At 33.0% G+C, this 24,023-nt stretch carries 19 protein-coding genes and 1 pseudogene; 18 read left to right on the forward strand and 2 right to left on the reverse strand.

Features of this window, described 5'->3' with window-relative positions:
- Positions 1-224: 224 nt before the first annotated feature.
- From sov to P5P90_RS11500, 14 genes are all read left to right on the forward strand, one after another.
- Positions 225-7,196 carry a T9SS outer membrane translocon Sov/SprA gene (gene sov / locus P5P90_RS11435; protein ID WP_278036518.1) on the forward strand — a complete coding sequence of 2,324 codons (6,972 nt, stop codon included), beginning with the start codon at positions 225-227 and terminating at the stop codon, positions 7,194-7,196.
- Positions 7,197-7,279: 83 nt separating this feature from the next.
- Entirely contained in the window at positions 7,280-7,660 is a 381-nt protein-coding gene (gcvH, locus tag P5P90_RS11440; protein ID WP_278034808.1) for a glycine cleavage system protein GcvH, read from the forward strand.
- A gap of 27 nt (positions 7,661-7,687) precedes the next feature.
- Positions 7,688-8,041 carry a VanZ family protein gene (locus P5P90_RS11445; RefSeq protein ID WP_278034809.1) on the forward strand — a complete coding sequence of 118 codons (354 nt, stop codon included), beginning with the start codon at positions 7,688-7,690 and terminating at the stop codon, positions 8,039-8,041.
- Between the two features lie 135 nt (positions 8,042-8,176).
- On the forward strand, positions 8,177-8,920 hold the full coding sequence (deoC, locus tag P5P90_RS11450; protein WP_278034810.1) for a deoxyribose-phosphate aldolase: 744 nt from the start codon (positions 8,177-8,179) through the stop codon (positions 8,918-8,920).
- A gap of 18 nt (positions 8,921-8,938) precedes the next feature.
- Positions 8,939-11,044 carry a gliding motility protein RemB gene (locus P5P90_RS11455; protein WP_278034811.1) on the forward strand — a complete coding sequence of 702 codons (2,106 nt, stop codon included), beginning with the start codon at positions 8,939-8,941 and terminating at the stop codon, positions 11,042-11,044.
- A 68-nt stretch (positions 11,045-11,112) separates the two neighbouring features.
- Entirely contained in the window at positions 11,113-11,562 is a 450-nt protein-coding gene (locus tag P5P90_RS11460; RefSeq protein ID WP_278034812.1) for a hypothetical protein, read from the forward strand.
- Between the two features lie 204 nt (positions 11,563-11,766).
- Positions 11,767-12,669 (forward strand): heme o synthase, encoded by a 903-nt coding sequence (cyoE, locus tag P5P90_RS11465; RefSeq protein ID WP_278034813.1) that lies wholly within the window; start codon positions 11,767-11,769, stop codon positions 12,667-12,669.
- A 2-nt stretch (positions 12,670-12,671) separates the two neighbouring features.
- Complete coding sequence (locus tag P5P90_RS11470; RefSeq protein WP_278034814.1) at positions 12,672-13,259, forward strand: cytochrome c oxidase subunit 3; 588 nt, start codon at positions 12,672-12,674, stop codon at positions 13,257-13,259.
- Positions 13,260-13,301: 42 nt separating this feature from the next.
- Positions 13,302-14,276, forward strand: a complete 975-nt coding sequence (locus tag P5P90_RS11475) for a cytochrome c oxidase subunit 3 (protein ID WP_278034815.1) — start codon at positions 13,302-13,304, stop codon at positions 14,274-14,276.
- Between the two features lie 19 nt (positions 14,277-14,295).
- Complete coding sequence (locus P5P90_RS11480) at positions 14,296-14,646, forward strand: cytochrome C oxidase subunit IV family protein (protein ID WP_278034816.1); 351 nt, start codon at positions 14,296-14,298, stop codon at positions 14,644-14,646.
- A gap of 78 nt (positions 14,647-14,724) precedes the next feature.
- Positions 14,725-15,366 (forward strand): hypothetical protein, encoded by a 642-nt coding sequence (locus tag P5P90_RS11485; protein ID WP_278034817.1) that lies wholly within the window; start codon positions 14,725-14,727, stop codon positions 15,364-15,366.
- 11 nt (positions 15,367-15,377) lie between these two features.
- Complete coding sequence (locus tag P5P90_RS11490; RefSeq protein WP_278034818.1) at positions 15,378-16,064, forward strand: SCO family protein; 687 nt, start codon at positions 15,378-15,380, stop codon at positions 16,062-16,064.
- A gap of 3 nt (positions 16,065-16,067) precedes the next feature.
- Positions 16,068-16,607: a DUF420 domain-containing protein gene (locus P5P90_RS11495; RefSeq protein ID WP_278034819.1), complete on the forward strand. Its 540-nt coding sequence runs from the start codon at positions 16,068-16,070 to the stop codon at positions 16,605-16,607.
- Between the two features lie 49 nt (positions 16,608-16,656).
- Entirely contained in the window at positions 16,657-16,869 is a 213-nt protein-coding gene (locus P5P90_RS11500; protein ID WP_278034820.1) for a hypothetical protein, read from the forward strand.
- 8 nt (positions 16,870-16,877) lie between these two features.
- Here the strand turns inward: P5P90_RS11500 and P5P90_RS11505 are convergent, their stop codons facing one another.
- Positions 16,878-18,284 carry a DUF4403 family protein gene (locus tag P5P90_RS11505; RefSeq protein WP_278034821.1) on the reverse strand — a complete coding sequence of 469 codons (1,407 nt, stop codon included), beginning with the start codon at positions 18,282-18,284 and terminating at the stop codon, positions 16,878-16,880.
- A gap of 177 nt (positions 18,285-18,461) precedes the next feature.
- On the opposite strand from P5P90_RS11505, the gene P5P90_RS11510 reads away from it, so the two are divergent.
- From P5P90_RS11510 to tsaB, 3 genes and pseudogenes are all read left to right on the forward strand, one after another.
- The gene (locus P5P90_RS11510) at positions 18,462-19,835 is read left to right on the forward strand and encodes a TolC family protein (RefSeq protein ID WP_278034822.1); all 1,374 of its coding nucleotides are present in this window, start codon (positions 18,462-18,464) and stop codon (positions 19,833-19,835) included.
- A gap of 6 nt (positions 19,836-19,841) precedes the next feature.
- A pseudogene (locus P5P90_RS11515) lies at positions 19,842-21,138 on the forward strand (efflux RND transporter periplasmic adaptor subunit).
- A 64-nt stretch (positions 21,139-21,202) separates the two neighbouring features.
- A complete protein-coding gene (gene tsaB / locus P5P90_RS11520; RefSeq protein ID WP_278034823.1) occupies positions 21,203-21,871 on the forward strand; it encodes a tRNA (adenosine(37)-N6)-threonylcarbamoyltransferase complex dimerization subunit type 1 TsaB in 669 nt (222 codons plus the stop codon).
- Between the two features lie 95 nt (positions 21,872-21,966).
- Here the strand turns inward: tsaB and P5P90_RS11525 are convergent, their stop codons facing one another.
- Positions 21,967-22,866, reverse strand: coding sequence for a NifU family protein (locus P5P90_RS11525; protein WP_278034824.1), 900 nt, complete (start codon positions 22,864-22,866; stop codon positions 21,967-21,969).
- Positions 22,867-23,013: 147 nt separating this feature from the next.
- Between P5P90_RS11525 and P5P90_RS11530 the strand changes: the two genes are divergently transcribed.
- Positions 23,014-24,012: a PorP/SprF family type IX secretion system membrane protein gene (locus P5P90_RS11530; protein ID WP_278034825.1), complete on the forward strand. Its 999-nt coding sequence runs from the start codon at positions 23,014-23,016 to the stop codon at positions 24,010-24,012.
- Positions 24,013-24,023 lie beyond the last annotated feature (11 nt).

A 24,023-nucleotide genomic window follows, 5' to 3' on the forward strand; every position in this document is an offset into this window, starting at 1 on the left:
GGTTTTGTGTCTTTGGCTCAGGTTAATGAACCAGTTCAGGATACAACAAAAAGAAGATATTCAATAGGGAAAGTTCAAATGAAGGACCCTAAGAGTATCCTTTCTGCTTATACTTATGACCCAAAAACAGATAGATATATTTACACCCATTCGGTAGATGGATTTTCTATCAAGTACCCCATTATACTAACTCCAAAAGAATACGAAAATTTAGTTTTGAAAGAATCTATGAAGGATTATTTCAAAAAAAATCGGATGCAATTGATGGGAAGAAAAAAGGTAGTGAAGCTGATAAAAAAGATTTATTACCCAGATATTATGTCAATTCGGGATTGTTTGAATCTATTTTTGGTAGTAATACAATTGATGTAAAGCCTACCGGTTCCGTTGAAATGGATATGGGTGTTCGATATACCAAACAGGACAATCCTTCCTTTTCTCCCAGAAACAGGTCTAATCTTGCTTTTGATTTTGATCAAAGAATTAGCATGAGTTTGATGGGGAAAGTGGGAACCCGACTGAATGTAAATGCTAATTATGACACCCAATCTACATTTGCTTTTCAAAACTTACTGAAATTAGAATATGCGCCAACTGAAGATGATATTATTCAAAAAATTGAAGTTGGAAATGTGAGTATGCCTTTAAACAGTTCTTTAATTAGAGGAGCACAGAGTTTGTTTGGTGTCAAGGCACAGTTACAATTTGGTAAAACAATGGTAACAGGTGTTTTCTCTGAACAAAAATCCCAGACTAAGACAGTGGTTTCACAAGGAGGAGGAACTATTCAGGATTTTGATCTCTATGCTTTGGATTATGATAACGACAGACACTTTTTCTTATCGCAATACTTTAGAAATCGATACGATGCGGCTTTAAAAAATTATCCATTTATTGATAGTAGAGTACAAATTACAAGAATTGAGGTTTGGGTAACTAATAAGCAAACACGTCTTAATACCACGGCTAATAATTTAAGAAACGTAATCGCAATCCAGGATTTAGGAGAAGCACAGTTAACGGGTTTAAATGATAATGAAGTGGTGGTTTTAAATCCTTCGACAGGAATGTTTAATACTCCCGCTGATACTCCATCAGATAATGCAAATAATAAATATGATCCTGCAAAAATTGGACTCGCAGATGGTTATTTAAAAACAGATATTCGTGAAATTGCTACCGCTAGTGCAGGTTTTAAAGTGTCTGTAAGTGAAGGACAAGACTATTCAAAACTGGAGAATGCTCGTAAATTAACGACTAATGAATTTACCTATCATCCACAATTAGGATATATTTCTCTGCAACAAAGATTGTCGAATGATGAAATTTTGGCTGTAGCTTATGAATATACAATAGGTGATCAGGTTTATCAAGTGGGAGAGTTTGGTAATGATGGCGTGGATGCAACGCTTGTTACCGGAACACCACAATCAACGCAGGCTGTTGTGACTCAAAGTTTGGTGTTAAAAATGTTGAAAAGTAATCTGACTAATGTTTCTAATCCTGTGTGGAATTTGATGATGAAGAATATTTATCAAATCCCTGGTGCTTACCAAATCAAACAAGAAGATTTTAGATTTAATATCCTTTATACTGATCCTTCACCTTTAAATTATATAACTCCCGTAACAGGAAATCCATTTCCCGTGAATCCTTCTCCGGATGATAAGGTGGCCGAAACTCCATTGTTGAATGTGTTTAATTTAGATAAGTTAAATTATAACAATGATCGTCAAACGGGTGGTGATGGGTTTTTTGATTTTGTTTCCGGATTGACAATGGATACTCAAAATGGACGTATCATTTTTACTACTAAAGAACCTTTTGGGGAGTTGTTATTTAATAAGTTGACTACTAATACAGTTGAAGATTATAGTAATACAGCTACATATAATCCTAACCAAAGTAAATACGTTTTTGGAGCCATGTATCGAAAAACACAGGCCAAGGCATTAGAAGATAGTGATAAAAATAAATTTTTATTAAGAGGAAAATACAAATCATCCAGTGGTGATGGTATTCCTATTGGAGCATTCAATGTGCCTCAGGGTTCGGTTGTAGTAACCGCCGGAGGAAGAGTTTTAGTTGAAGGAGTAGATTATAGTGTTAACTATCAATTGGGGAGAGTTCAGATTCTGGATCCATCATTACAAGCTTCCAATACGCCTATTAATGTTTCTTTGGAAAATAATTCCATTTTTGGTCAACAAACTAGACGATTTATGGGAGTGAATGTAGAACATAAATTTTCGGATAATTTTACATTAGGTGGAACCTTTTTGAAGATGACTGAAAAACCATTTACCCAAAAATCGAATTATGGTCAGGAATCTGTAAACAATACTATTTTTGGATTCAATACTAATTTCTCAACTGAGGTTCCTTTTTTTACAAGATTAGTAAATATGCTTCCTAATGTTGATACTGATGTGCCATCAAATTTATCCGTTAGAGGTGAAATTGCGTTCTTAAAACCTGATACCCCGAAAGCAGATCAATTTCAAGGACAATCAACATTGTATGTAGATGATTTTGAAGGTACTCAATCATCTATCGATATGCGTTCGGCTTATGCCTGGAGTTTAGCTTCAACACCTACTAATCAAGATGCTAAGTTTCCAACGGCGTATGAGTTTAATGGAACGTCGAATGATTTGTCCTATGGGCATAAAAGAGCAAAATTAGCTTGGTACACTATAGATCCTGTTTTTTATGTTCAAAAACCCTCTGGCGTTTCAAATGATGATATTTCTTTGAACTCAACCAGAAGAATTTATAGCAAAGAGTTGTATCCAACATTGGATATAGCTCAGGGACAAACACAGGTAATTAATACCCTGGATTTAACTTATTTCCCATCCGAAAGAGGACCGTATAATAATAATTCAAATTTTGGTTTAACTCCTAAAGAGAATTACGGAGGAATTATGCGTTCGTTAAGCTCTACTAATTTCGAACAGGGAAATGTGGAATACATTCAGTTTTGGGTATTAGATCCTTATGTGGGTAATGGAAGTACAACGCCTACTAATACAGGTAAAATTTATTTCAATCTTGGGGAAATTTCAGAAGATATTTTGAAAGACGGAAGGAAACAGTATGAAAATGGATTAGGACCTGATCAAATTTTAGTAAATCCAAGACCAATTTGGGGAGATGTTCCTGCTTCCCAATCATTAATTTATGCTTTTGATGCTAATGCTGATAGTAGAAAAAATCAAGATGTTGGTTTAGATGGTTTATCTAATAATGGAGAGGCAACAGTATATACTAATTTTGCCGGAGAATCAGATCCGGCAGCGGATGATTATACTTATTATTTGAATACTTCAGGTGGAATTAAAGAGCGTTATAAAAATTATAACGGAGTTGATGGTAACTCGGCTGTTGATATCAATGATCCTAATAGGGGAGCCTCCACCGTTCCTGATGTTGAAGATATCAACAGAGATAATACAATGAATACTATTAATGCTTATTATGAATACAGTATTGATATGAAGCCGGGGATGCAAGTAGGGGAAAATTATGTTACTGATATTCGTGTAGTAAATGATGAGCCTTTACCAAATGGAGAAATGATTAATGCCAGATGGATCCAATTTAAAATACCGGTTTCACAACCGCAAAATGTTATTGGGAATATTAGTGATTTTAGATCGATTCGTTTTATGAGAATGTTCATGACAGGTTTTGATGAAGAAGTAACCATGCGTTTTGGAGCATTGGATTTGGTTAGAGGAGAATGGAGAAGATATACGAGTACACTAGATCCTACTGATACAAATGTGGATAATGATAATACAGAGTTAGATATTACAGCTGTTAATATTCAGGAAAATGACACCAGATGTCCTGTTAATTATATAACACCGCCAGGTGTTACAAGAGAACAATTGTATAATAACAATACCTTGATTAATCAAAATGAGCAATCATTATCGTTAAGAGTTGCAGGAGATGGTTTAGAAATTGGAGATTCAAGAGCGGTTTTTAAAAATGTAAGTGTAGATATGCGTCAGTTTAAAAAACTGCAAATGTTTTTACATGCTGAATCTTTAAAAGGAGAGATTCCTTTAACAGATAATCAAATGGTTGGATTTATTCGTTTTGGTAATGATTTTACGCAAAATTTCTATCAGGTTGAAATTCCATTAAAAGTTACGGCTGCAACGGATGGTAATTGTAAATATACAGCAGAAGAAGTTTGGCCTGAAGCCAATGAAATCGATTTGTCTTTAGCATTACTGACTAAGTTAAAAGTCAAATCCATGAGTGTAGATGCAAGTTCACTGCCTTTGGAAGGTGTTTATTATTTAGATGATGATACTAATGTTCCCGGGAATCCTAATGAACGTGATGGTGATAGTAAATTGAAATTAGGAATAAAAGGAAATCCTAATTTTGGAATGGTGCGTACTTTGATGGTGGGGGTAAAAAGCAATGAAACTCATCAGAAAATTAAAGGAGAAGTTTGGTTCAATGAACTTCGTTTGGCTGAGATGGACAATCACGGAGGGATGGCTGCTGTATTGAATGTGGATACAAATTTTGCCGATTTTGCCACTGTTTCTGCAACAGGGAAAATGAGTACGGTAGGTTTTGGAACCATTGAACAAGGACCAAATGAGAGAAGTAGAGAAGATATTCAGCAGTATAATATTGTAACCAATATTAATTTGGGGAAACTGCTACCAAACAAATGGGGTGTTAATTTGCCTTTCAATTATAGTGTAGGTGAAGAAACTATTAAACCGGAGTACGATCCTTTTAATCAAGATATCAAGTTGAAACAACTTTTAAGTGAAACGGATGATGCAGATGTTAGAGCTAATTTAAGAAATCGCGCTATTGATTATACGAAACGTACAAGTATTAATTTTATTGGGGTAAGAAAACAAAGAGGAGCCGAACAAAAGCCTCATATTTATGACCCAGAAAATTTTACTTTTTCACAATCGTTTAATAAAGTAGAACGACATGATTATGAAATTGAAGATTATTTGGATCAACAGGCAAGTACGTCAGTAGATTATGCGTACAGTTTTGATAATAAACCGGTAGAGCCTTTCAAGAAAACAAAATTCATGAAAAAAAGTAGCTATTGGAAGTTGTTGAGTGATTTTAATTTTAATTACTTACCTTCTAATGTTACTTTTAATACCAATATTAACAGACAATACAATCGTCAACAATTTAGACAGGTGGATAATGTTCCTGGTTTAGAATTACAACCTTTGTACCGAAGAAATTTTGGATTTAATTATAACTATGGTTTCAATTTTAATTTGACTAAATCATTGAAGTTTAGTTATGCAGCAACCACTAATAATTTGGTTAAAAATTATTTGAATGATCTTGACCAACCTATAGAAGATTTTACAATTTGGGATAGCTATTGGGACATTGGCGATCCTAACCGTCATACACAACAGGTGGTTTTAAATTATGATCTTCCAATTAATAAAATACCGTTGTTTAGTTTTGTAAAAGCAAATTATTCTTACACAGGAGATTATAGTTGGCAAAAATCAGCAAATGCACTTTCGGAAATTATAGTTGATGGAGTTAATTATAATTTAGGAAATACAGTTCAAAATGCACGAACTAATGCCTTGAATGCGAGTTTCAATATGGAAACCTTGTATAAGTATTTAGGCTTGACTAAATCAAAAGCTCCTGTGAGAAGACCTCCAGCAGTAGTCCCTAAACCAGGACAAAAAATAGCTGCTGCGCCTAAACCGCAAGCACAATCAAATGAATTTGTGGATGGATTGTTAGGGGTATTAACGAGTATTAAAAATGTTCAAATCAATTATACTGAAAATAGCGGAACTCTCTTACCTGGATATACGCCAAGTATAGGTTTCTTAGGTTCTTCAAGACCTTCATTAGGTTTTATTTTTGGAAGTCAAGATGATGTGCGTTATGAAGCGGCTAAAAATGGATGGTTGACTAATTACCAAGAGTTTAATCAAAATTATACTCAGGTAACCAATAAGGTGTTGCGAGCCACAGCTAACGTGGATTTATTTCCAGATTTCAAAATTGATTTGAATATGGATCGATCGTATTCGAATAATTTTTCAGAACAATATGATATTGCTTCTGATGGGACTTACAATTCGCGTTCACCCTACAATTACGGTATGTTCTCTATTTCGACTGTGTTGATTAAGACTGCTTTTTCTAAAAGTGATGAGTTTTCTTCAGTTGCTTTTGATGAATTTAGAAACAATCGTTTGATTATTGCTAATCGCTTAGCCGAAGATTATTATGGGGCAGGAAATCCAATTCCAAGATATGGTGATAGTGCTAATCCGATACCAACTGATCCAATAGACCCAAACAATGATCCTGAACAAAAGAAAAGAGAGATATATACGAATAATCAAGGTTATCCAATAGGTTTTGGAAAGAACAGTCAGTCGGTATTATTGCCAGCATTTGTAGCTGCTTATACTGGTTCGGATGCGACGAGTGTATCCAAAGGTATTTTTAGAAGTTTCCCAATTCCAAACTGGAATGTAAAATACAATGGCTTGATGCGTTATGAGGTATTCAAGAAAACGTTCCGACGTTTTTCTTTACAACACGCCTATAGAGCCTCTTATACCATCAATCAATTTAGATCTAATTTTGATTTTGACAAAGATCCTTCAGGAGTAGACGATAGTGGTAATTTTTATAATAAGACATTAATTTCTAATGTCAATTTGGTGGAGCAATTTAGCCCTTTAGTTAGATTGGATTTTGAGTTGAAAAATTCGCTAAAAGTGCTTACTGAGATTAAAAAAGACCGTGCTTTGTCCATGAGTTTTGATAATAACTTATTGACGGAAGTAAAAGGGGTTGAATACATAGTTGGTTTAGGATATCGTTTCAAAAATGTCGTTTTTTCGTCAAGATTGGCCGATAATCCAACAGGTGTTATTAAAGGTGATATTAATTTGAAAGCCGATTTGTCTTATCGTAACAATCAAACTATAGTTCGCTATTTGGATTACGATAACAATCAGTTGGGAGGAGGACAAAATTTATGGTCATTAAAAGTCACAGCTGATTATTCGTTTAGTAAAAACCTTACGGCTATTTTTTACTATGATCATTCTTTTTCTCAAGCGGTAATTTCAACTTCTTATCCGATTACTAATATTCGTTCCGGATTTACTCTTAGATATAATTTTGGTAATTAATTTCTAATTTAGAAGTAAAATTTAATTGGAAGATTGTTACATTTGCAAAAAAAATATATTTTATACTATAAATACTTATTATTATGAGCATACCAGCAAATTTAAAATACACTAAAGACCACGAATGGGTAAGTATAGAGGGTGATGTTGCTACTGTAGGAATCACACATTTTGCTCAAAAAGAGTTGGGTGATATCGTTTATGTTGAAGTGGAAACTTTAGATCAAACACTTGATAAAGATGAAGTTTTTGGTACTGTAGAAGCTGTAAAAACAGTTTCTGATTTGTTTTTACCATTATCTGGTGAAATTATCGAATTCAATACTGGTTTAGAAGACGCTCCAGAATTAGTAAATTCTGATCCTTATGGAGATGGATGGATGATTAAAGTTAAAATTTCTGATGCATCCGAAATCGATAGTTTGTTAAGTAGTGAAGCTTATCAAGAACTTATCGGTGCTTAAGAAAATTAGTTTAGGGGCTGCTATTTTTTGGGCAGTCATTATTTTGTATTTCTGCCTAAAAAAATAAGTGAGTTACCTGAAATTAAGATTGCTTACATTGATAAATACATACATGCTTTCTTTTATTTTGTATTTAGTGTTTTGTGGTTTTATGCCTTGCGTTTTTATTTAAAAACACAAAAAAGAACCAATCTTTTAGGGATAGTATTTATGATGTCGCTATTATTTGGATCGGCAATAGAATTATTTCAAACCTATTTTACAGCTTACAGAAGTGGCGATTTAACCGATGTAATCGCTAATACAGCGGGATCTTTACTGGCGTTAATAGCTATTTGTTTATTAGATAAGAATGACTTTTTAAGTAAAATTGAGATATAATGAATCCCGCTTAGGCGGGATTTGTTATTTATGCCTGTTTTGAATTGAAAAATCGGATAATCTAAAAATATTTCATTTAGGCTTTAGAATTTTAAATGTATTTTTGTGAATCAACTAAAGACAAAAAGCTAATTAATGGATATTAAATCGTTTATAGATTCCACTTATTTAAAGACAGCGGCTCAAGCTGGACTTGACGAGAATCAAAATCAAGAAGTTCTTAAGACATTTGTAAACGAAGCGATACAGGAAGGTTTTAAGTTGATAATGATTCGACCAGAAATGGTTTCTTTAGCCAGAAAAATTGTTTTAGATACTTCGGCTAAGCTTTTGATAGGAACCGTAATCGATTTTCCATCTGGAAATTCAACTATCGAAACTAAATTAAATGAAGCCAGTCAAGCCATTACAGAGGGCGCCGATGAATTGGATTTTGTATGTAACTACGAAGCCTTCATAAATGGAGAAATTGATTTGGTTAAAAGCGAAATTTTAAAGGGAACTCAATTGGCATTAGCTAATAATAAAATCATCAAATGGATTATTGAAGTAGCAGCTTTGACGGACCAACAGATTATTCAATTATCGGCTTTGATAAAAAATGTAGTTTTGACTCATTTTTCAGAAGCGGATTATAATGCTGTTTTTGTCAAATCTTCTACTGGATTTTATAAAACGGCTAATAATGAACCTAATGGTGCTACCATCCAATCAATAATTATGATGTTAGAAAATGCTTCTCCTTTGCCAGTAAAAGCAGCAGGAGGTGTTCGTACCTATGAAGATGCAGTAGCCATGATACAATTGGGTGTAAAAAGAATTGGAACTTCATCGGCAAAAGAAATTGTCCATAGAAGGCATAATCAAAATGAATATTAAATAATGACCCTCATTCCTATGAATAAAGTTGGATTAATTTTATTGTTCTGTATTTCTGCTTTTGTTAGTAATGCCCAGACTGACAAGCCTTCATCGGCAGAACGATTTCCTGTATTTCCTAACTGTAGTAATTGGGAAGACAAAGCATTAGAAAAATGTTTTTATACAGAAGTACAAGAATTCATTTTTCAAAATTTTGTTGTTCCAGAATCATTGGTTCAAAATAAATTCAATGGGAATGTAAAAGTCCTTTTTGAAGTGGATGCCAATGGTGCTTTTAAAGTGATATATGTCAATGCAGTTGATGAAAAATTGATGACAGAAACCAAGCGGGTTTTTGCAAAGTTTCCAATAATTGCTCCTGCTACTTACAATGGTAAACCTACTTATTCTACTTATAATATAACAATTGCGATTCCTTTAAAAAGTTCAGCTACTTTAGAAGCTGAAAATTTAGCAAAAGCCAATGTAATCAGAAATACAAATGAACCATTAACTGAATTGGATAGTATTGTGTATAAAAAATACAATAATCCAGAGTTTGAAAGTCACTTAAATATTCCATTCTCTCATAGTTATTATGCGCACTTTGATGCCGAAATGAATAAGGTGGGAAGTAATAATCATACGGCTTCAAAACCCTATAATTATTCGGAGGTAGCGCGTTATTTTAATTTTAAACAAGAAAATGAAAAATTAAAAAAGAAAGCCTCTGATTGGTGGTCGAGAAAATTATGGAATGAGAATACAGTTGAAATTCGTGGTGAGGATTATTGGTTTACGCTGAATCCAGTTTTGGATTTACAAGTAGGAAGGGCATCTGGTGCTACATCTGTCAATACTTTTGTGAATACCAGAGCAATTAACTTTAGAGGAGGATTGGGTGATAAACTTAATTTTTCAACTACTTTATTTGAAAGTCAAGGTCGATTTGCAGATTATTACAATCGTTATGCCGAGTCTATTTTGCCATCTGGGGGAAATCCTGCCATTATTCCAGGGATAGGTATTGCTAAAGGATTCAAATCAGATGCTTATGATTTTCCTTTGGCGGAAGCCAATATAACTTTTGCACCTAATCAATTTATGGATATGCAATTAGGGTATGGTAGAAATTTTATTGGGGATGGCTATCGTTCTTTGTTGGAAAGTGATGGTGCAAGTCCGTATCCGTATTTTAAGTTGAATACCAAGTTTTGGAAAATAAAATACACCAATACTTTTATGTGGCTCAAAGATGTGCGTCCAGAAGTGACGGTGGATAAAACGTATGCCACTAAATTTATGGCAAATCATTACTTGAGTTGGAATGTCTCCAATCGATTGAATTTAGGCTTCTTTGAATCTGTTGTTTGGACAAATAGCAATGACAGAGGGTTTGATGCTAGTTTTGTAAATCCTATTATTTTTTATCGTGCCGTTGAGTTTGGTTCTTCTTCTAAGTCCGGAAATGCACTTCTTGGTTTGACATTCAAATACAAATGGGATAACCAAATTAATTTTTACGGACAGTTTCTTTTAGATGAATTTTCGTTGAATGATATGAAGGAAGGTGATGGAAGTTGGAAAAACAAATATGGGTATCAAATAGGAGCGAAGTATTACAATGCCTTCAATGTGCCTAATTTGTTAGTGCAATTGGAATACAATAGAGTGAGACCTTATGTGTATTCGCATAGCGAACCTATCACAAATTATGGTCATAACAATCAAAGTTTAGGGCATCAGTGGGGTGCAAATTTTGGTGAATTTGTTGCTATTGCTCGTTACCATCAAGGTAGATGGTTTGCCGATATGAAAATAACCAGTGCTGTTAGAGGTTTTGATTTTGCTGCTTCGGGGGCTAATTCTAATTATGGAACGAATATTTACCGCGATTACGATTTGGAACGTTTTGCTGATAAGAATGTGAAAGTAGGACAAGGAAATAAAACCAATTTCTTTATGACGGATGTTCAGGGTGGCTATTTGATTAATCCATACACTAATTTGAAATTGTTTGGGAGTTATATCTACAGAAATTTTAACCCAATGCAGAATACTCTAACTACATTTAAAGAGAGTACTAATTGGTTCTCAATAGGAGTGCGTTCGGATATTTTTAATTGGTATTTTGATTATTGATTTTCAGATTTTCCTTGTTTTGTGTTATTAACTTTTAAATCAGCTAAATTTTATAATTAATTATAAAAATGAATAAAAATAGGTATTTCTTTATTCTCTTATTTGTGTTAATCTCAAGTGTTGGTTTTTCTCAAAAAGGATTTTATGTTCAAAAAGATTCTAGAATTAAAAAATATCAAAAAGATATGATACTTTTTTTAATTGAAGATAAATTGTTGGAAAAGAAAGAAACTGGTAAGATAGATGTTGATAATTATTCAGGGAGTATGGGTGTAGCAAAATATTTAGAAATTTTTCCCGTAGAACCCAATAGGGATAAAGTTTTACTAGTTCGGTTTTATTCTTTAGGTAGTCATGCTCTTTCTTATTGGGGTTTGCTTGAAAATAAGAGTAAATTTCTATTTTATTTTGATGAAAAGAATGTTAAGGAGTTAGAATGTTATTTGAAAAGATATGATGAAAGTACGAGTAAAATTATTTTGAGTACTTTAAAAATATGCGATGGTTTTAATAAATAGTTTAAATGGAGAGTTTTTTACACTTAACTGTTTAATTAAAAATAAATTTTAACGTTCTCAATTTGGTTAATTGGTTTTTTTGAAAATTTTGTTTTGAAAAAACTTAAATTTTTCTTCAACAATATTTTATGATTAGTTTTTTGTCAATTCCCTTTCGATGCCTTACTTTTGCAGCAGTTTTACAAAAACCTAATAGAAAAGGCATTGAGCGCAACCACAAATACATTTTCCCTTAAAGCAATTTTTACCGATTTTAAAGAAATCACCAAAGCTGGATTAGCTATTAGTGTGTTGTTTTCTTCCATTGCGGGTTATTTTTTGGGTTTCAATGATTCGCAACCTTTTCAATGGTCTGTTTTATTGATGTTGTGTGTAGGTGGCTATTGCATGGTAGGGGCTTCTAACGCCTTTAATCAGGTAATTGAAAAAGATTTGGATATTTTGATGGATCGTACAAAGAATCGTCCGGTTCCTTCAGGAAGAATGTCTTCGACAATGGCGGTTTTTGTGGCGAGTTTGCTTACGATTATTGGGTTAGTGTTGCTATATATGATTAATCCTAAAACAGCGATGTTTGGGGCGATTTCTATTTTTTTATATACCTGTGTTTATACTCCGCTTAAAACAATAACCTCTTTATCGGTATTTGTGGGGGCTTTTCCAGGTGCTATACCCTTTATGTTAGGTTGGGTAGCAGCTACGGGTGATTTTGGTATTGAGGCAGGAACCTTGTTTTTAATTCAGTTTTTCTGGCAATTCCCTCATTTCTGGGCTATTGGTTGGTTTTTGTATGACGACTATGCTAAGGCTGGTTTTTATATGTTGCCTACAGGGAAAAAAGATAACGGAACGGCTTTGCAGGTTATTTTGTATACAGTTTGGTTAATTATAGCTTCATTATTACCTTGTTTAGGCTATACGGGAAAATTATTTATCTCGGAAATTGCTGCCGTTGTTGTTTTTTTATTGGGACTTTGGATGTTGTATTATGCAGTACGGCTATATAAAATTAAAACAGCCAAAGCAGCTCGTACATTAATGTTAGTAAGTGTGTCTTATATTTCATTATTACAATTAGTATATATAATTGATAAATTTTTAAGATAATTATGGGTGTTACTTTTACAGCAGAAGAGCAAAAAATAAGAAGTGCAAGGTCGTCTAAGATGATTTTGTTGTTTGCTATGGTGAGTATGTTTATGATGTTTGCCGGTTTAACTAGTGCTTTTATTGTGAGTAAGTCAAGAGTAGACTGGTTGAAAGATTTTCAGTTGCCAACCGCTTTTTATGTCAGTACAGTTTTAATTGTGGCTTGTAGTGTTACTTTTCATTTGGCTAAAAAAGCAATTCAAAAAGACAATCGTAGTCTAACAATGATGATGTTATTAGCGACGTTGTTATTAGGAGTGTCATTTGTTGTTTCACAATTTGAAGGTTTTGGGCAGATAATAGCTAGTGGATATTATATGACAGGACAAGGGAGTTCAATTACGGTGACTTTCTTATACATTATAGCTTTTATGCACTTATTGCACTTGGCTGGAGGCTTAATTTCGCTTTTAATTATAATTTATAATCATTTTAAACAAAAATACAATTCGACTCAAACTCTTGGTATAGAACTAGGTGCAATGTATTGGCACTTTCTGGATTTACTATGGGTTTTATTATTTTTATTTATATATTTCTTTAAATAAGAAAAAAACGTAAATTTGGGAACTTTTTAACGAATAACTTTTATGGAAGCGACAGTTACTACTGCAAATAACGAAGAAACAACTTGGGGAGGCGGCAATGAGCCAATGGGAGCAAGTTATGGTAAAATGATGATGTGGTTCTTTATCATGTCTGATGCCTTGACTTTTTCTGGATTCTTAGCAGCTTACGGTTTTTCAAGATTTAAATTTATTGAAACTTGGCCATTGGCCGATGAAGTGTTTACTCACTTCCCATTTATGCACGGAGTAACTGCTCCTATGTATTATGTGGCATTTATGACTTTTATTTTGATTTTTTCATCTGTAACAATGGTATTAGCTGTTGACGCAGGTCACCAAATGAAGAAAAATAAAGTGATAATCTACATGTTTTTAACTATTATTGGTGGTTTGATTTTCGTTGGTTCTCAAGCCTGGGAGTGGAAAAACTTCATTAAAGGAGAGTACGGAGCTATTGAAACTAAAGGTGGAAGTATTTTACAATTTGTTAATAAAGAAGGAAAACAAATTGCTCTTGCTGATTTTGCTGTAAAATTACCTGAAGAAAGAGAGCAATTGTCAAGAAGTAAAGCAACTTGGTTTATGGAAGAGGCTACTTTGCCTACTTATTCAGTAGCTGAAGTTCAAGCTGGTTTCAAAGCACATCCGGATGTGTTAATAAGAACCGAAGTAATCAAAGACAAGCAAAAAACAATCCTTTCAAGAGCAGAGTCTGAAGCTAGATTAAAAGATGCTGCTTATGTTGTAGAAGGAGCTAACTTGGTAAGAAATGAGTACGGAAGTAAATTATTTGCTGATTTCTTTTTCTTTATTACAGGTTTCCACGGATTCCACGTATTTTCTGGAGTTATTATTAATATTATCATTTTCTTCAATGTGTTACTAGGAACATACGAGAAAAGAAAAAGTTATGAAATGGTAGAAAAAGTTGGATTGTACTGGCACTTTGTAGACTTAGTGTGGGTATTTGTATTTACAGTTTTCTATCTAGTTTAATTTTTTAAAGTTTTATATTATGGCACATGCACATGAATCAAATGCAGGTAGAATCTGGAAAGTATTTGCAATTTTATCAGTAGTTACAATTATAGAGGTAATATTAGGGATTTACAAACCAGATGCTTTACACCGAGGGTATTTACTTGGTATGAGTTTGTTAAATTGGATATTTTATGCACTTACAATTTTTAAGGCATATTATATTGTTTGGGCATTTATGCACATAGAAGGTGAAAAATCTAGTCTTAAATGGTCTATCGTTTTACCTATTGTTTTTCTTGTCTTATACTTACTTTTCATTCTGTTGACTGAAGGGGATTATATTTATGGGGTTTTTAAAGATTCAACTATTAAATGGAATTTTTAACACTATATTAATTCAAAAAAAGGGCACGCTATTGCGTGCCTTTTTTTATTTTTGCACTTAATAAATGTACTTCCCCAGATGAAAAAAAATATAGTTCTTTTTGTTCTTTTTATCCTACCTATTGTTGCCTATTTGTTTTTTGCCTCTGGTGTAAATAGTTTTATAAAACTTCCAATAATTACTCCTAAAATTGCCGATATAGGGAATTGGACTTCTTTAAATGGTGAAAAGGTTACTTTAGATAAAAAAATTACCATTTTAGGGTTTTCGGGTACACAGCTATTAAAAAATCGAGGAAATCTTTTTAATCTAAACGAAAAAATCTATCAACGTTATCATGGATTTAAAGATTTGCAATTTGTTATGATTTGTCCTCTTGGGACAGAAAAGGATGTTAAAAGTATTATGGATGCTTTTGATGATTTTACGGATGTTTCACATTGGTATTTTGTTTTTACTACGCCAGATGAAATTAAAAGCTATTATAATCAATTGCATTTAGTTAATAAGTTAGATGCTAATTACGGTACTTCTAATGTTTTTATCATTGATAAAGAGCGAAATTTAAGAGGGCGAAAAGATAAGAAAGAATATAAAGAAGGTTATGACACTTTTCATCCTTCGGAATTAAGTAATGAAATGCTAGATGATTTTAAAATCATTTTGTATGAATACCGTGCCGCTCTTAAAAAAAATAATAATGCTACTAAGCAATTGTAAATAGTTTAGTTATGATTAAAAATAAATCCTTTATTGGAATTGCCTTTATTATCCTGATTTTTGGAATTTATGCCGTTCCAAAAATTGTTTCCAGAATTCAAAATAGCGATGTTGTAAAAGGCGATCGTTTGGATAAAGTTTCTTCATCTTCTAGTGCTGAAGATGCTTTAGTTAAAATAGGACCAGCTCCTAAATTTGAACTAACGAATCAAAATGGAGAAAAAATTACAAACGACACTTACAAAGGCAAAGTATATGTTTTAGAATTTTTCTTTACGACTTGTCCGTCTATTTGTCCAAAAATGAATCAAAGTATGTTGATTATTGAAAAGAAATTTTTTGGTAATCCTAATTTTGGAATTGTTTCAATAACCATTGACCCTGTACATGATACTCCCGCAGTCTTAAAATCCCATGCAGTGTTGTTAGGTGTTAAATCATCTAATTGGAATTTTTTAACAGGTGACAGGCAAACTATTTTTGATTTGGCTAATAAAGGTTATAATTTATATGCTGGAGAAAATAGTAAAGTAAACGGTGGATTTGAGCATTCTGGAATGTTTGCTCTAATTGATAAAAACGGAAACATTCGTTGTAGAAAAGATGAGTTTGGTAATCCTATTTTATATTACGATGGGTTAGAAAAAGCGGGCGTTAGAGATATACAACAAGATATAAGTATTTTATTAGCAGAATAGATCATGGAAAAACAAAATTTAGAAACAAAATATAATAAGTGGATTGTAGTTTTATCTGTTGCTATTCCTTTGGTAGTAGCATTACTTTTTGGAGTTAATTTACGTAAACTAGGTTATGATGTTGAGCCTCTTTCTTTTTTACCTCCTATCTACGCAACTATTAATGGTATCACAGCTGTTTTGTTAGTGTTGGCAGTAGTAGCGATTAAAAAGGGAAAAGTAACACTTCACGAAAATCTTATGAAAACGGCTATTGCTTGTTCGGTAGCTTTTTTAGGGATGTATGTGGCATATCATATGACTTCAGATTCTACTAAATTTGGTGGTGAAGGTGCCATTAAGTATGTCTATTATTTTATTCTTATTACACACATCATTCTTTCGGTAATAATTATTCCTTTAGTATTGATTACCTATGTTAGAGCTTTGGCACAAGTATTTGATAAGCACAAAAAAATAGCAAAAATTACATTTCCAATTTGGTTATATGTGGCTGTAACAGGTGTGATTGTTTATTTAATGATTGCTCCTTATTATGTGTAAAGAAATACAAAATCTCAATTTTAAAATTCCAAATTCCAAGACTAAGAAGATGTTTTTTGGAATTTGTTTTTTGTTTTTTGGAATTTCAACTTATGCACAATGCGCCATGTGTCGTGCGGCATTAAATAATGATGCGAATGTAGAACAAGCTAAAGCAGTCAATGACGGTATCGTTTTTTTGATGGCTGTTCCTTATCTATTGGTTGCTATTGTGGGTTATTTTATTTATAAAATGAGAAAATCCAAAACAAAAGTAGATTAGTGATTAGTTTATTCTAAGCCATCTACTGTGATGTTGATTTCGCCATTTACTTTTATGAAGGCAATAATTGCGTTTTGACTTAATTCAATTTTCTGGAATTGAATATCGTCCATTTTTCCATTTACAAAAACTCCAGTCATAGGTGAATAATTGTTTAGGTAATTCAGCGTTGTTTTTTTGCCTTCCTCCAGGTTAGGTTTTATGGAATAACGGCAATTTTGTTGGATTTTTTTCAAAATTAAACCTTGTGCCAGCCAGTTAGCAGTGCGTAATAATTTGTTTTTGGTGTCCAATACATAATCTAACTCGTCAAAATAAATTTCTTTTTTCTCTGCATTGTATTTTGGAAATCCTGCTAAATAGATGGTTCCGTTTAAAGAACCTGTTAAATCAAGACCAATGACCATTTTGCCACTTTTGTGCCAAATATTGACATCCTGTACTGTTACTTTTTTAGAGCCAGATGTAAATTCTTGACCAGCAAAATTCTTCTTCATAATTCTGGATGCGTCCTGATAACTGGAAACCGCTACAATATTGGCATTTACGTGACTTGGAATTTTGTTTACTATCTTTAAAGCTATTTTGTTAGCGTCAAATTTAGTTTCGGGTACCTGCCCGATAATGGTTTCCATATTGCATTTTATTCCCATTTGAAGTAAGAAGGAATCGTTTTTTAAATGTGAGCTTGTCGTGTATATTTCTTGAGGGACAATTCGTAACCAGCTTTCATAAGCTTCATTCATTTGAAATGGCGTGCAAATTTTTTCTAAGACAGCAAATACATTCGGTTTAAAATTGGTTGCTTTTTCGATAGCTTCGTCAATTTTTTTCTGAATTTTAGCTTTGAATAATTTTATGGAAGGATTGATTAAATAAGTAACAGGCATGTTTTTACCAAAAACGGTCATCGTAGGACTTTCGTTCCAATCTAATCCAATTAGTTCTGTTTCGGTTTTAAGTCTCCAGTTGTTTAAATTTACTTTACTATTTAGGGTTACAATTCCATTTAGATGAAATTCTTTGGTGTTATAGAGATTTAGGCCCATTGTTTTGGTGCCAATTCGATATTTTATGGTCGCTTTTAAAGGGAGGATGGTTGTGATTTTTTCAGCATTGGTTTCTTTGCTGTTTTTTATAGTGATAGGTGCTAATTTCCATATCTTCATTTCAATGTCATCATCTTCGATGTCATTGTCTTCGTAAATCAAACCATTTAAATAACTATTGGTTTTATTTTCAATGTCTTTAAGCTTTACATTGATAGGTAAGCTAATAAAAGAAGGGACATTTTGATATATAATTGGGCTGGCATCGTCTGGTTCTGGTTTTAAAGTGGCCAGTTTGTGCGATGTAGAACAGCTTAGTAGACATAGAAAAGCGAAAGTTAGTAAAGAGAGGGCTATTTTTTTCATTTAGGTTTATTTGATAGTGTAAATTTAGGAAAAGCATTGAATTTTTATATTTGAAAATGTAAATGTTAAATTATGCATATACTTTTTTTAAGATATAAATGTTTGTTACTATGTGAGATTTCTAACTATAAAAAAGCTATTTTTGTGTAGTAACTTTACTTCATTTATTCGATTGATATGAATCTAGCCAAATATGGTAGTTTGCTACTTTTGTTTTTTCTTAGTTTTTACTCCAACGGACAAATAAAAAAATGGTCATTAGAAGAGTGCGTAAAATATGCTCTTGATCATAATATATCCATTCGTCAATCGGAGTTGGATACTCAAAATGCAGTAATTGATAAAAAAGACGCTTTTGGTAATTTTTTGCCTTCCATTTCGGCCTCAGCTTCTCATTCTTGGAATATTGGTTTGAATCAAGATATTACTACTGGACTTTTAAAAAATCAAACAACTCAATTTACTTCAGCTGGAGCTAATATTGGGATTGATATTTATAAAGGTTTACAAAATTTGAACACCTTAAGAAGAACTACACTTTCGGTTTTGGCTTCTAAATATCAGCTGCAAAAAATGAAAGAAGATATCGCTTTGAATGTGGCTAATGCATTTTTACAAGTTTTATTTAATAAGGAAAATTTAAAAGTTCAAAATGAGCAATTGGTTATCGATAAAAAACAATTGAATAGAACGGAAGAATTAGTCAATGCGGGTAATTTGCCTAAAGGTGATTTGTTGGATGTTAAAGCGACCATAGCTTCGGATAATCAAAAAGTAATTGCTGCCGAAAATGCTTTGTTGATTGCTAAATTAAGTCTTGCTCAGTTGTTACAATTAGACAGTTTTGAAAACTTTGATGTAGATGACGCCAGTACTTTTCAAATGGATCAAAATATATTGGGGCAAACACCAACATCTATCTATGAGAAAGCAAAACTAGAACGCGTGGAATTAAAAATTGCGCAGACTAATCTAGAAATTGCACAAAAAAATGTTCTGATTGCTAAAGGTGCTTACCAGCCTACTTTGAGAGGCTTTTATAATTTTAATAGTCGTGTTTCTTATGCCGATGTTGCTTTAAGAGATCCTACTACTGGTGCGGTTATTGGAACGCAAGCGCCACCTAAGTTTTTTGATCAGTTTAGTGATAATAAAGGACAGTCCTTTGGTGCTCAATTGAATATTCCCATTTTTAGTGGTTTTGCTGTGCGAAATAATGTAGAACGTTCCAAAGTGAATTTTGAGAAATCAAAAATTGCTTTAGAACAACAGGAATTGGATTTACAACGCAACGTATATACGGCTTTTACCGATGCTAGAGGAGCTTTGAAAGCTTATGAATCGGCAATTGAAGCTTTGGATGCTAGAACACAATCTTACAATTATTCGAAAGATAAATTTGAAGTTGGTTTAATGAATGCGTTCGAATTGAGTCAGTCGCAAACCTTACTTTCTACAGCACAATCAGAAGTATTGAGAACCAAATACGATTATATTTTTAAAACAAAAATATTGGAATTCTATTTTGGAATTCCTATCATAAAAAATTAAAACCTTATGTCAAAAAAGAATATTTATATCCTAATTGCTGTTTTTGTTGTTGTAATAGGAGTGTTGCTTTACTTAGGTAAAAAAGGGATTCTAGGTAATAAAACGGATGCAAAAGAAATTGAAATAGCCAAAATAGTTCCAATGACTATTGTGGAAACGGTTTCGGCGACTGGAAAAATCCAACCTGAAATTGAAGTTAAGATAGCTTCGATGGTTTCAGGAGAAATTATTGCTTTGCCAGTCAAAGAAGGTCAGGTTGTTAAAAAAGGCGACTTGCTAGTAAAAATCAATCCTGATTTGTATTTGTCAAGCTTGAATAGAACAGTGGCAGGATTATCGGGGTCAAAAGCAGGCTTAACCCAAAGTGAAGCACAGTTCAAAGAAACAAAATCAAGTTATGAACGAAATAAGGTTTTGTTTGAAAAAGGTATAATTTCCAAATCAGATTGGGATAAATCGGTTGCTTCGTTTGAGGTAGCTAAAGCGACGACGTCAATCTGCTTATTATAGTGTTCAGAGTGCTTCTGCTTCGGTTAATGAAGCAAAAGATAATTTGGGAAGAACCTCTATTTATGCTCCTGCCGATGGTACTATTTCGGTATTAAATGTTGAGTTGGGCGAGAGAGTATTGGGTACACAGCAAATGGCTGGAACCGAATTGATGCGTGTAGCCAATTTGAACAATATGGAAGTGGAAGTAGATGTCAACGAAAATGATATTGTCAAAATTAAAGAAGGTGACTTGGCTGATGTAGAAGTAGATGCTTATTTGAAGAAGAAATTCAAAGGAGTAGTAACCAGTATTTCTAATTCGGCTAGTTCTACCTTAACAGCTGATCAAGTAACTAATTTTAAAGTAAAGGTTCGAATAGTAAAAGAATCTTATCAGGATTTATTAGTGGGTAAACCAGCAACCTATTCTCCATTTAGACCAGGAATGACAGCCACAGTTGATATTATTACAAAAACAAAAAGAAATGTTTTGGCTGTGCCTATTAGTGCAGTTGTAGTTAAATCAGATACGACAGCAGTTTCTATCTCGGATAAAAAAATACCCGATCCGAAAGAAGATAAAAATGTAGTTCCTAAAAATGAGAAAAAATTAGAATGTGTTTTCTTAAAAGTAGGCGACAAAGCTAAAATTAAAATTATAAAAACAGGTATTCAAGATGATACTAATATTGAGGTTTTAAGTGGTGTTAAAAATGGAGATGTAGTGATTACTGGGCCTTATACAACAGTGAGTAAAGAGTTGAATTCTGGTGATATGGTAAAACTCAAATCCAAAGAATCGGAGAAATAAATTTCAAGATTATCACCGCTTTTTTTGATTTTTTTCTGAATTTTGTCAAATAAAACAAATACCATTGAACTATATACTTAACATAGAAACAGCAACTAAACAATGTTCGGTTTCAATTGCTAAAGAAGGAAAAACAATTGTTTGCAATGAAATTGCCGAAGAAGGGTATTCTCATGCCGAGCGTTTGCATGTATTTATTGAAGATTGTGTAAAAGAAGCCGGAATTAGTTATAAAGACTTAGCTGCTATTGCCGTTAGTCAAGGACCAGGTTCTTATACAGGACTTCGAATAGGAGTTTCGGCAGCAAAAGGATTGTGTTTTGCGCTAGGAATTCCGTTGATTGCTGTGGATACTTTACAGGCTTTAGCAGCTCAGGCAAGCGTTGCTAGTGGTTTAATTGTTCCCATGCTGGATGCTCGAAGAATGGAAGTGTATAGTGCTGTTTTTTCAGCCGGTTTAGAGTCTAAAAGAGCAATTCAGGCTGAGATAATTACTGAAGATTCTTTTCGGGAATTTGATGAAACCTTATGTTTTGTAGGTGATTGTGCAGCAAAATGCAAAACGGTTTTAACCAAATCTAATTTTGTGTTTTTAGAAGATGTAGTCTATCCTTCTGCAAAGGAAATGAGCGCTTTTAGCTATGAAAAATACTTAAATGAAGACTTTGCAGATGTAGCTTATTTTGAGCCTTATTATCTGAAAGATTTTATGATGACAACTTCGAAGAAATAGTAAAACTAAATGTTGTGTTTACATTTAAGAATCATAAAGACAAAAAAAGCGTTTCAATCGAAACGCTTTTTTTGTCTTTATAAGTTGAGTTTGTTTTAAGCATTAATCGCTTCCACCTGAATTTTTTCATCGTTAAGCATGCTTTTTAACATGTTTTCGATTCCTGATTTTAGGGTAAAAGTAGAAGATGGACAACCACTACAAGCACCTTGCAGAATCACTTTTACAATTTTGCTTTCCTCATCAAAAGATTCAAAAGCAATATTTCCACCATCGGCAGCAACGGCCGGTTTTACATATTCTTCTAAGATATTGATAATTTGTTGCGAAGTAACATCCAGTTTGTCAAATTCTTCGGTTTTAATTTGTTCTTGTTTTTCGGCATTGATTACCACGCTGTCGTCAAGAACAATTCCGCCATTCTCAATGTATTGTTTGATAAATGTTCTCAGTTCCAGTGTGATTTCGTCCCAGCTGTTCAATTCGTATTTTGTAATCGAAATGTAATTTTCGTCAATGAAAATTTCTTTTACATAAGGGAATTTGAATAATTCTTTTGCCAAAGGCGAAGAAGCTGTTTGATCGATATTTTTGAATTCAATAGCATTTTTAGTCAGCATTCGGCTCACAACAAACTTCAAAGCCGAAGGATTAGGAGTAGTTTCTCCGTAAACCGTAATGGGTTGTTTTTTAGGTTTGTTCTCATCAAGGTTGATGATAACGCCGCCATTGTTTACAAAGTTTTCAATTTGCTCAGCAACAGCTTCTTTAACGTCGTCCCATTCTACAATGCTAAATCTTTCAATAGCAATAAAATTGCCCGAAATGTAAACAGTTTTCACAAATGGTAAGTAAAATAATTGTTGAGCAAGAGGAGAAGATTTGGCTTCATCTATGTTTTTAAACTCAAAACTTTCGTTTCTGGTGATAAAATCCTCAAATTCAAACTTTAATATCGTAGGGTTTTGTGTTTCTTTAACGGTTATTTTTGTCATGATGTTTGTAAATTTTCACAAATTTACTAAAGTTATTTTCTATGATTAACTATATTTGAATTATTAATGAATAAATTAACTTAACTTTAGTTTTTGGACAAAATTTAGGTTGTTTTATCGAGCATCCTGATTAACATCATCTATTACATGAATACTAAATTCAACTATTTTTTAATCTGTTTTTTTATTGGTTTGTATTCTTATTCTCAAGAAGGAATTCCGGTATATTCAGATTATCTTTCGGATAATTACTATCTGCTTCATCCGTCGATGGCCGGAGCTTCTAATTGTGCTAAATTAAGACTGACTGCCCGTAAACAATGGTTCGATCAGGAAGATGCACCTTCGCTGCAAACGCTAAGTTATAATGGCAGAATAGGAGAGAAAGCCGGTGGAGGTATTATTCTTTTTAATGATAAAAATGGTTATCATTCACAAAAAGGAGTGAAGTTGACGTATGCCTATCATTTGATGTTTTCCAGAGATGAAATTGATTTGAATCAGCTGTCTTTTGGTATTAGCGGAGGTTTGATTCAGAGTCAGTTAGATGAAACTTCTTTTCTGCAATCAGGAGATTTTGATCCAATTGTAGATGGGACAATTGTTCAAAAATCGTCTTATTTTAATGTCGATATAGGAATGTCTTACAACTATTTGGATTTTTATGTTCATGGAACCATTAAAAATGCTATTGAAACCCGACGTAAAATCTATTCAGGATATGAAAGTGATAATTTGAGAAAGTTTATCTTGAGTACGGGTTATATTTTTGGAGACAGAGATCGAATTTTATGGGAGCCTTCGGTATTGTTTCAATATACCAGTCAAACTACCGAAAAGGCAGTCGATCTTAATTTGAAAGCTTATAAAGCTATGGATTTTGGTACTGTATGGGGCGGACTTTCTTATAGAACCAGTTTTGACGAAGCCGAATTTAATAACGGAAATGGTACATCAAGACAAAGATACCAGTCTATTTCGCCAATTTTAGGTGTGAATTACAATAATTTTATGTTCGCTTATACTTATTCTCATTTAGGGGGAGATGTGAAATTTGGCACAGGAGGTTTTCACCAAATTACATTAGGACTTAATTTGTTTTGCAAACGTGAGAAATACGAATGTCACTGTCCTGCAATCAACTAAAATAATTTACA

The sequence above is a fragment of the Flavobacterium nitratireducens genome (genome assembly GCF_029625335.1).
GTDB classification, from domain to species: Bacteria; Bacteroidota; Bacteroidia; order Flavobacteriales; family Flavobacteriaceae; genus Flavobacterium; species Flavobacterium nitratireducens.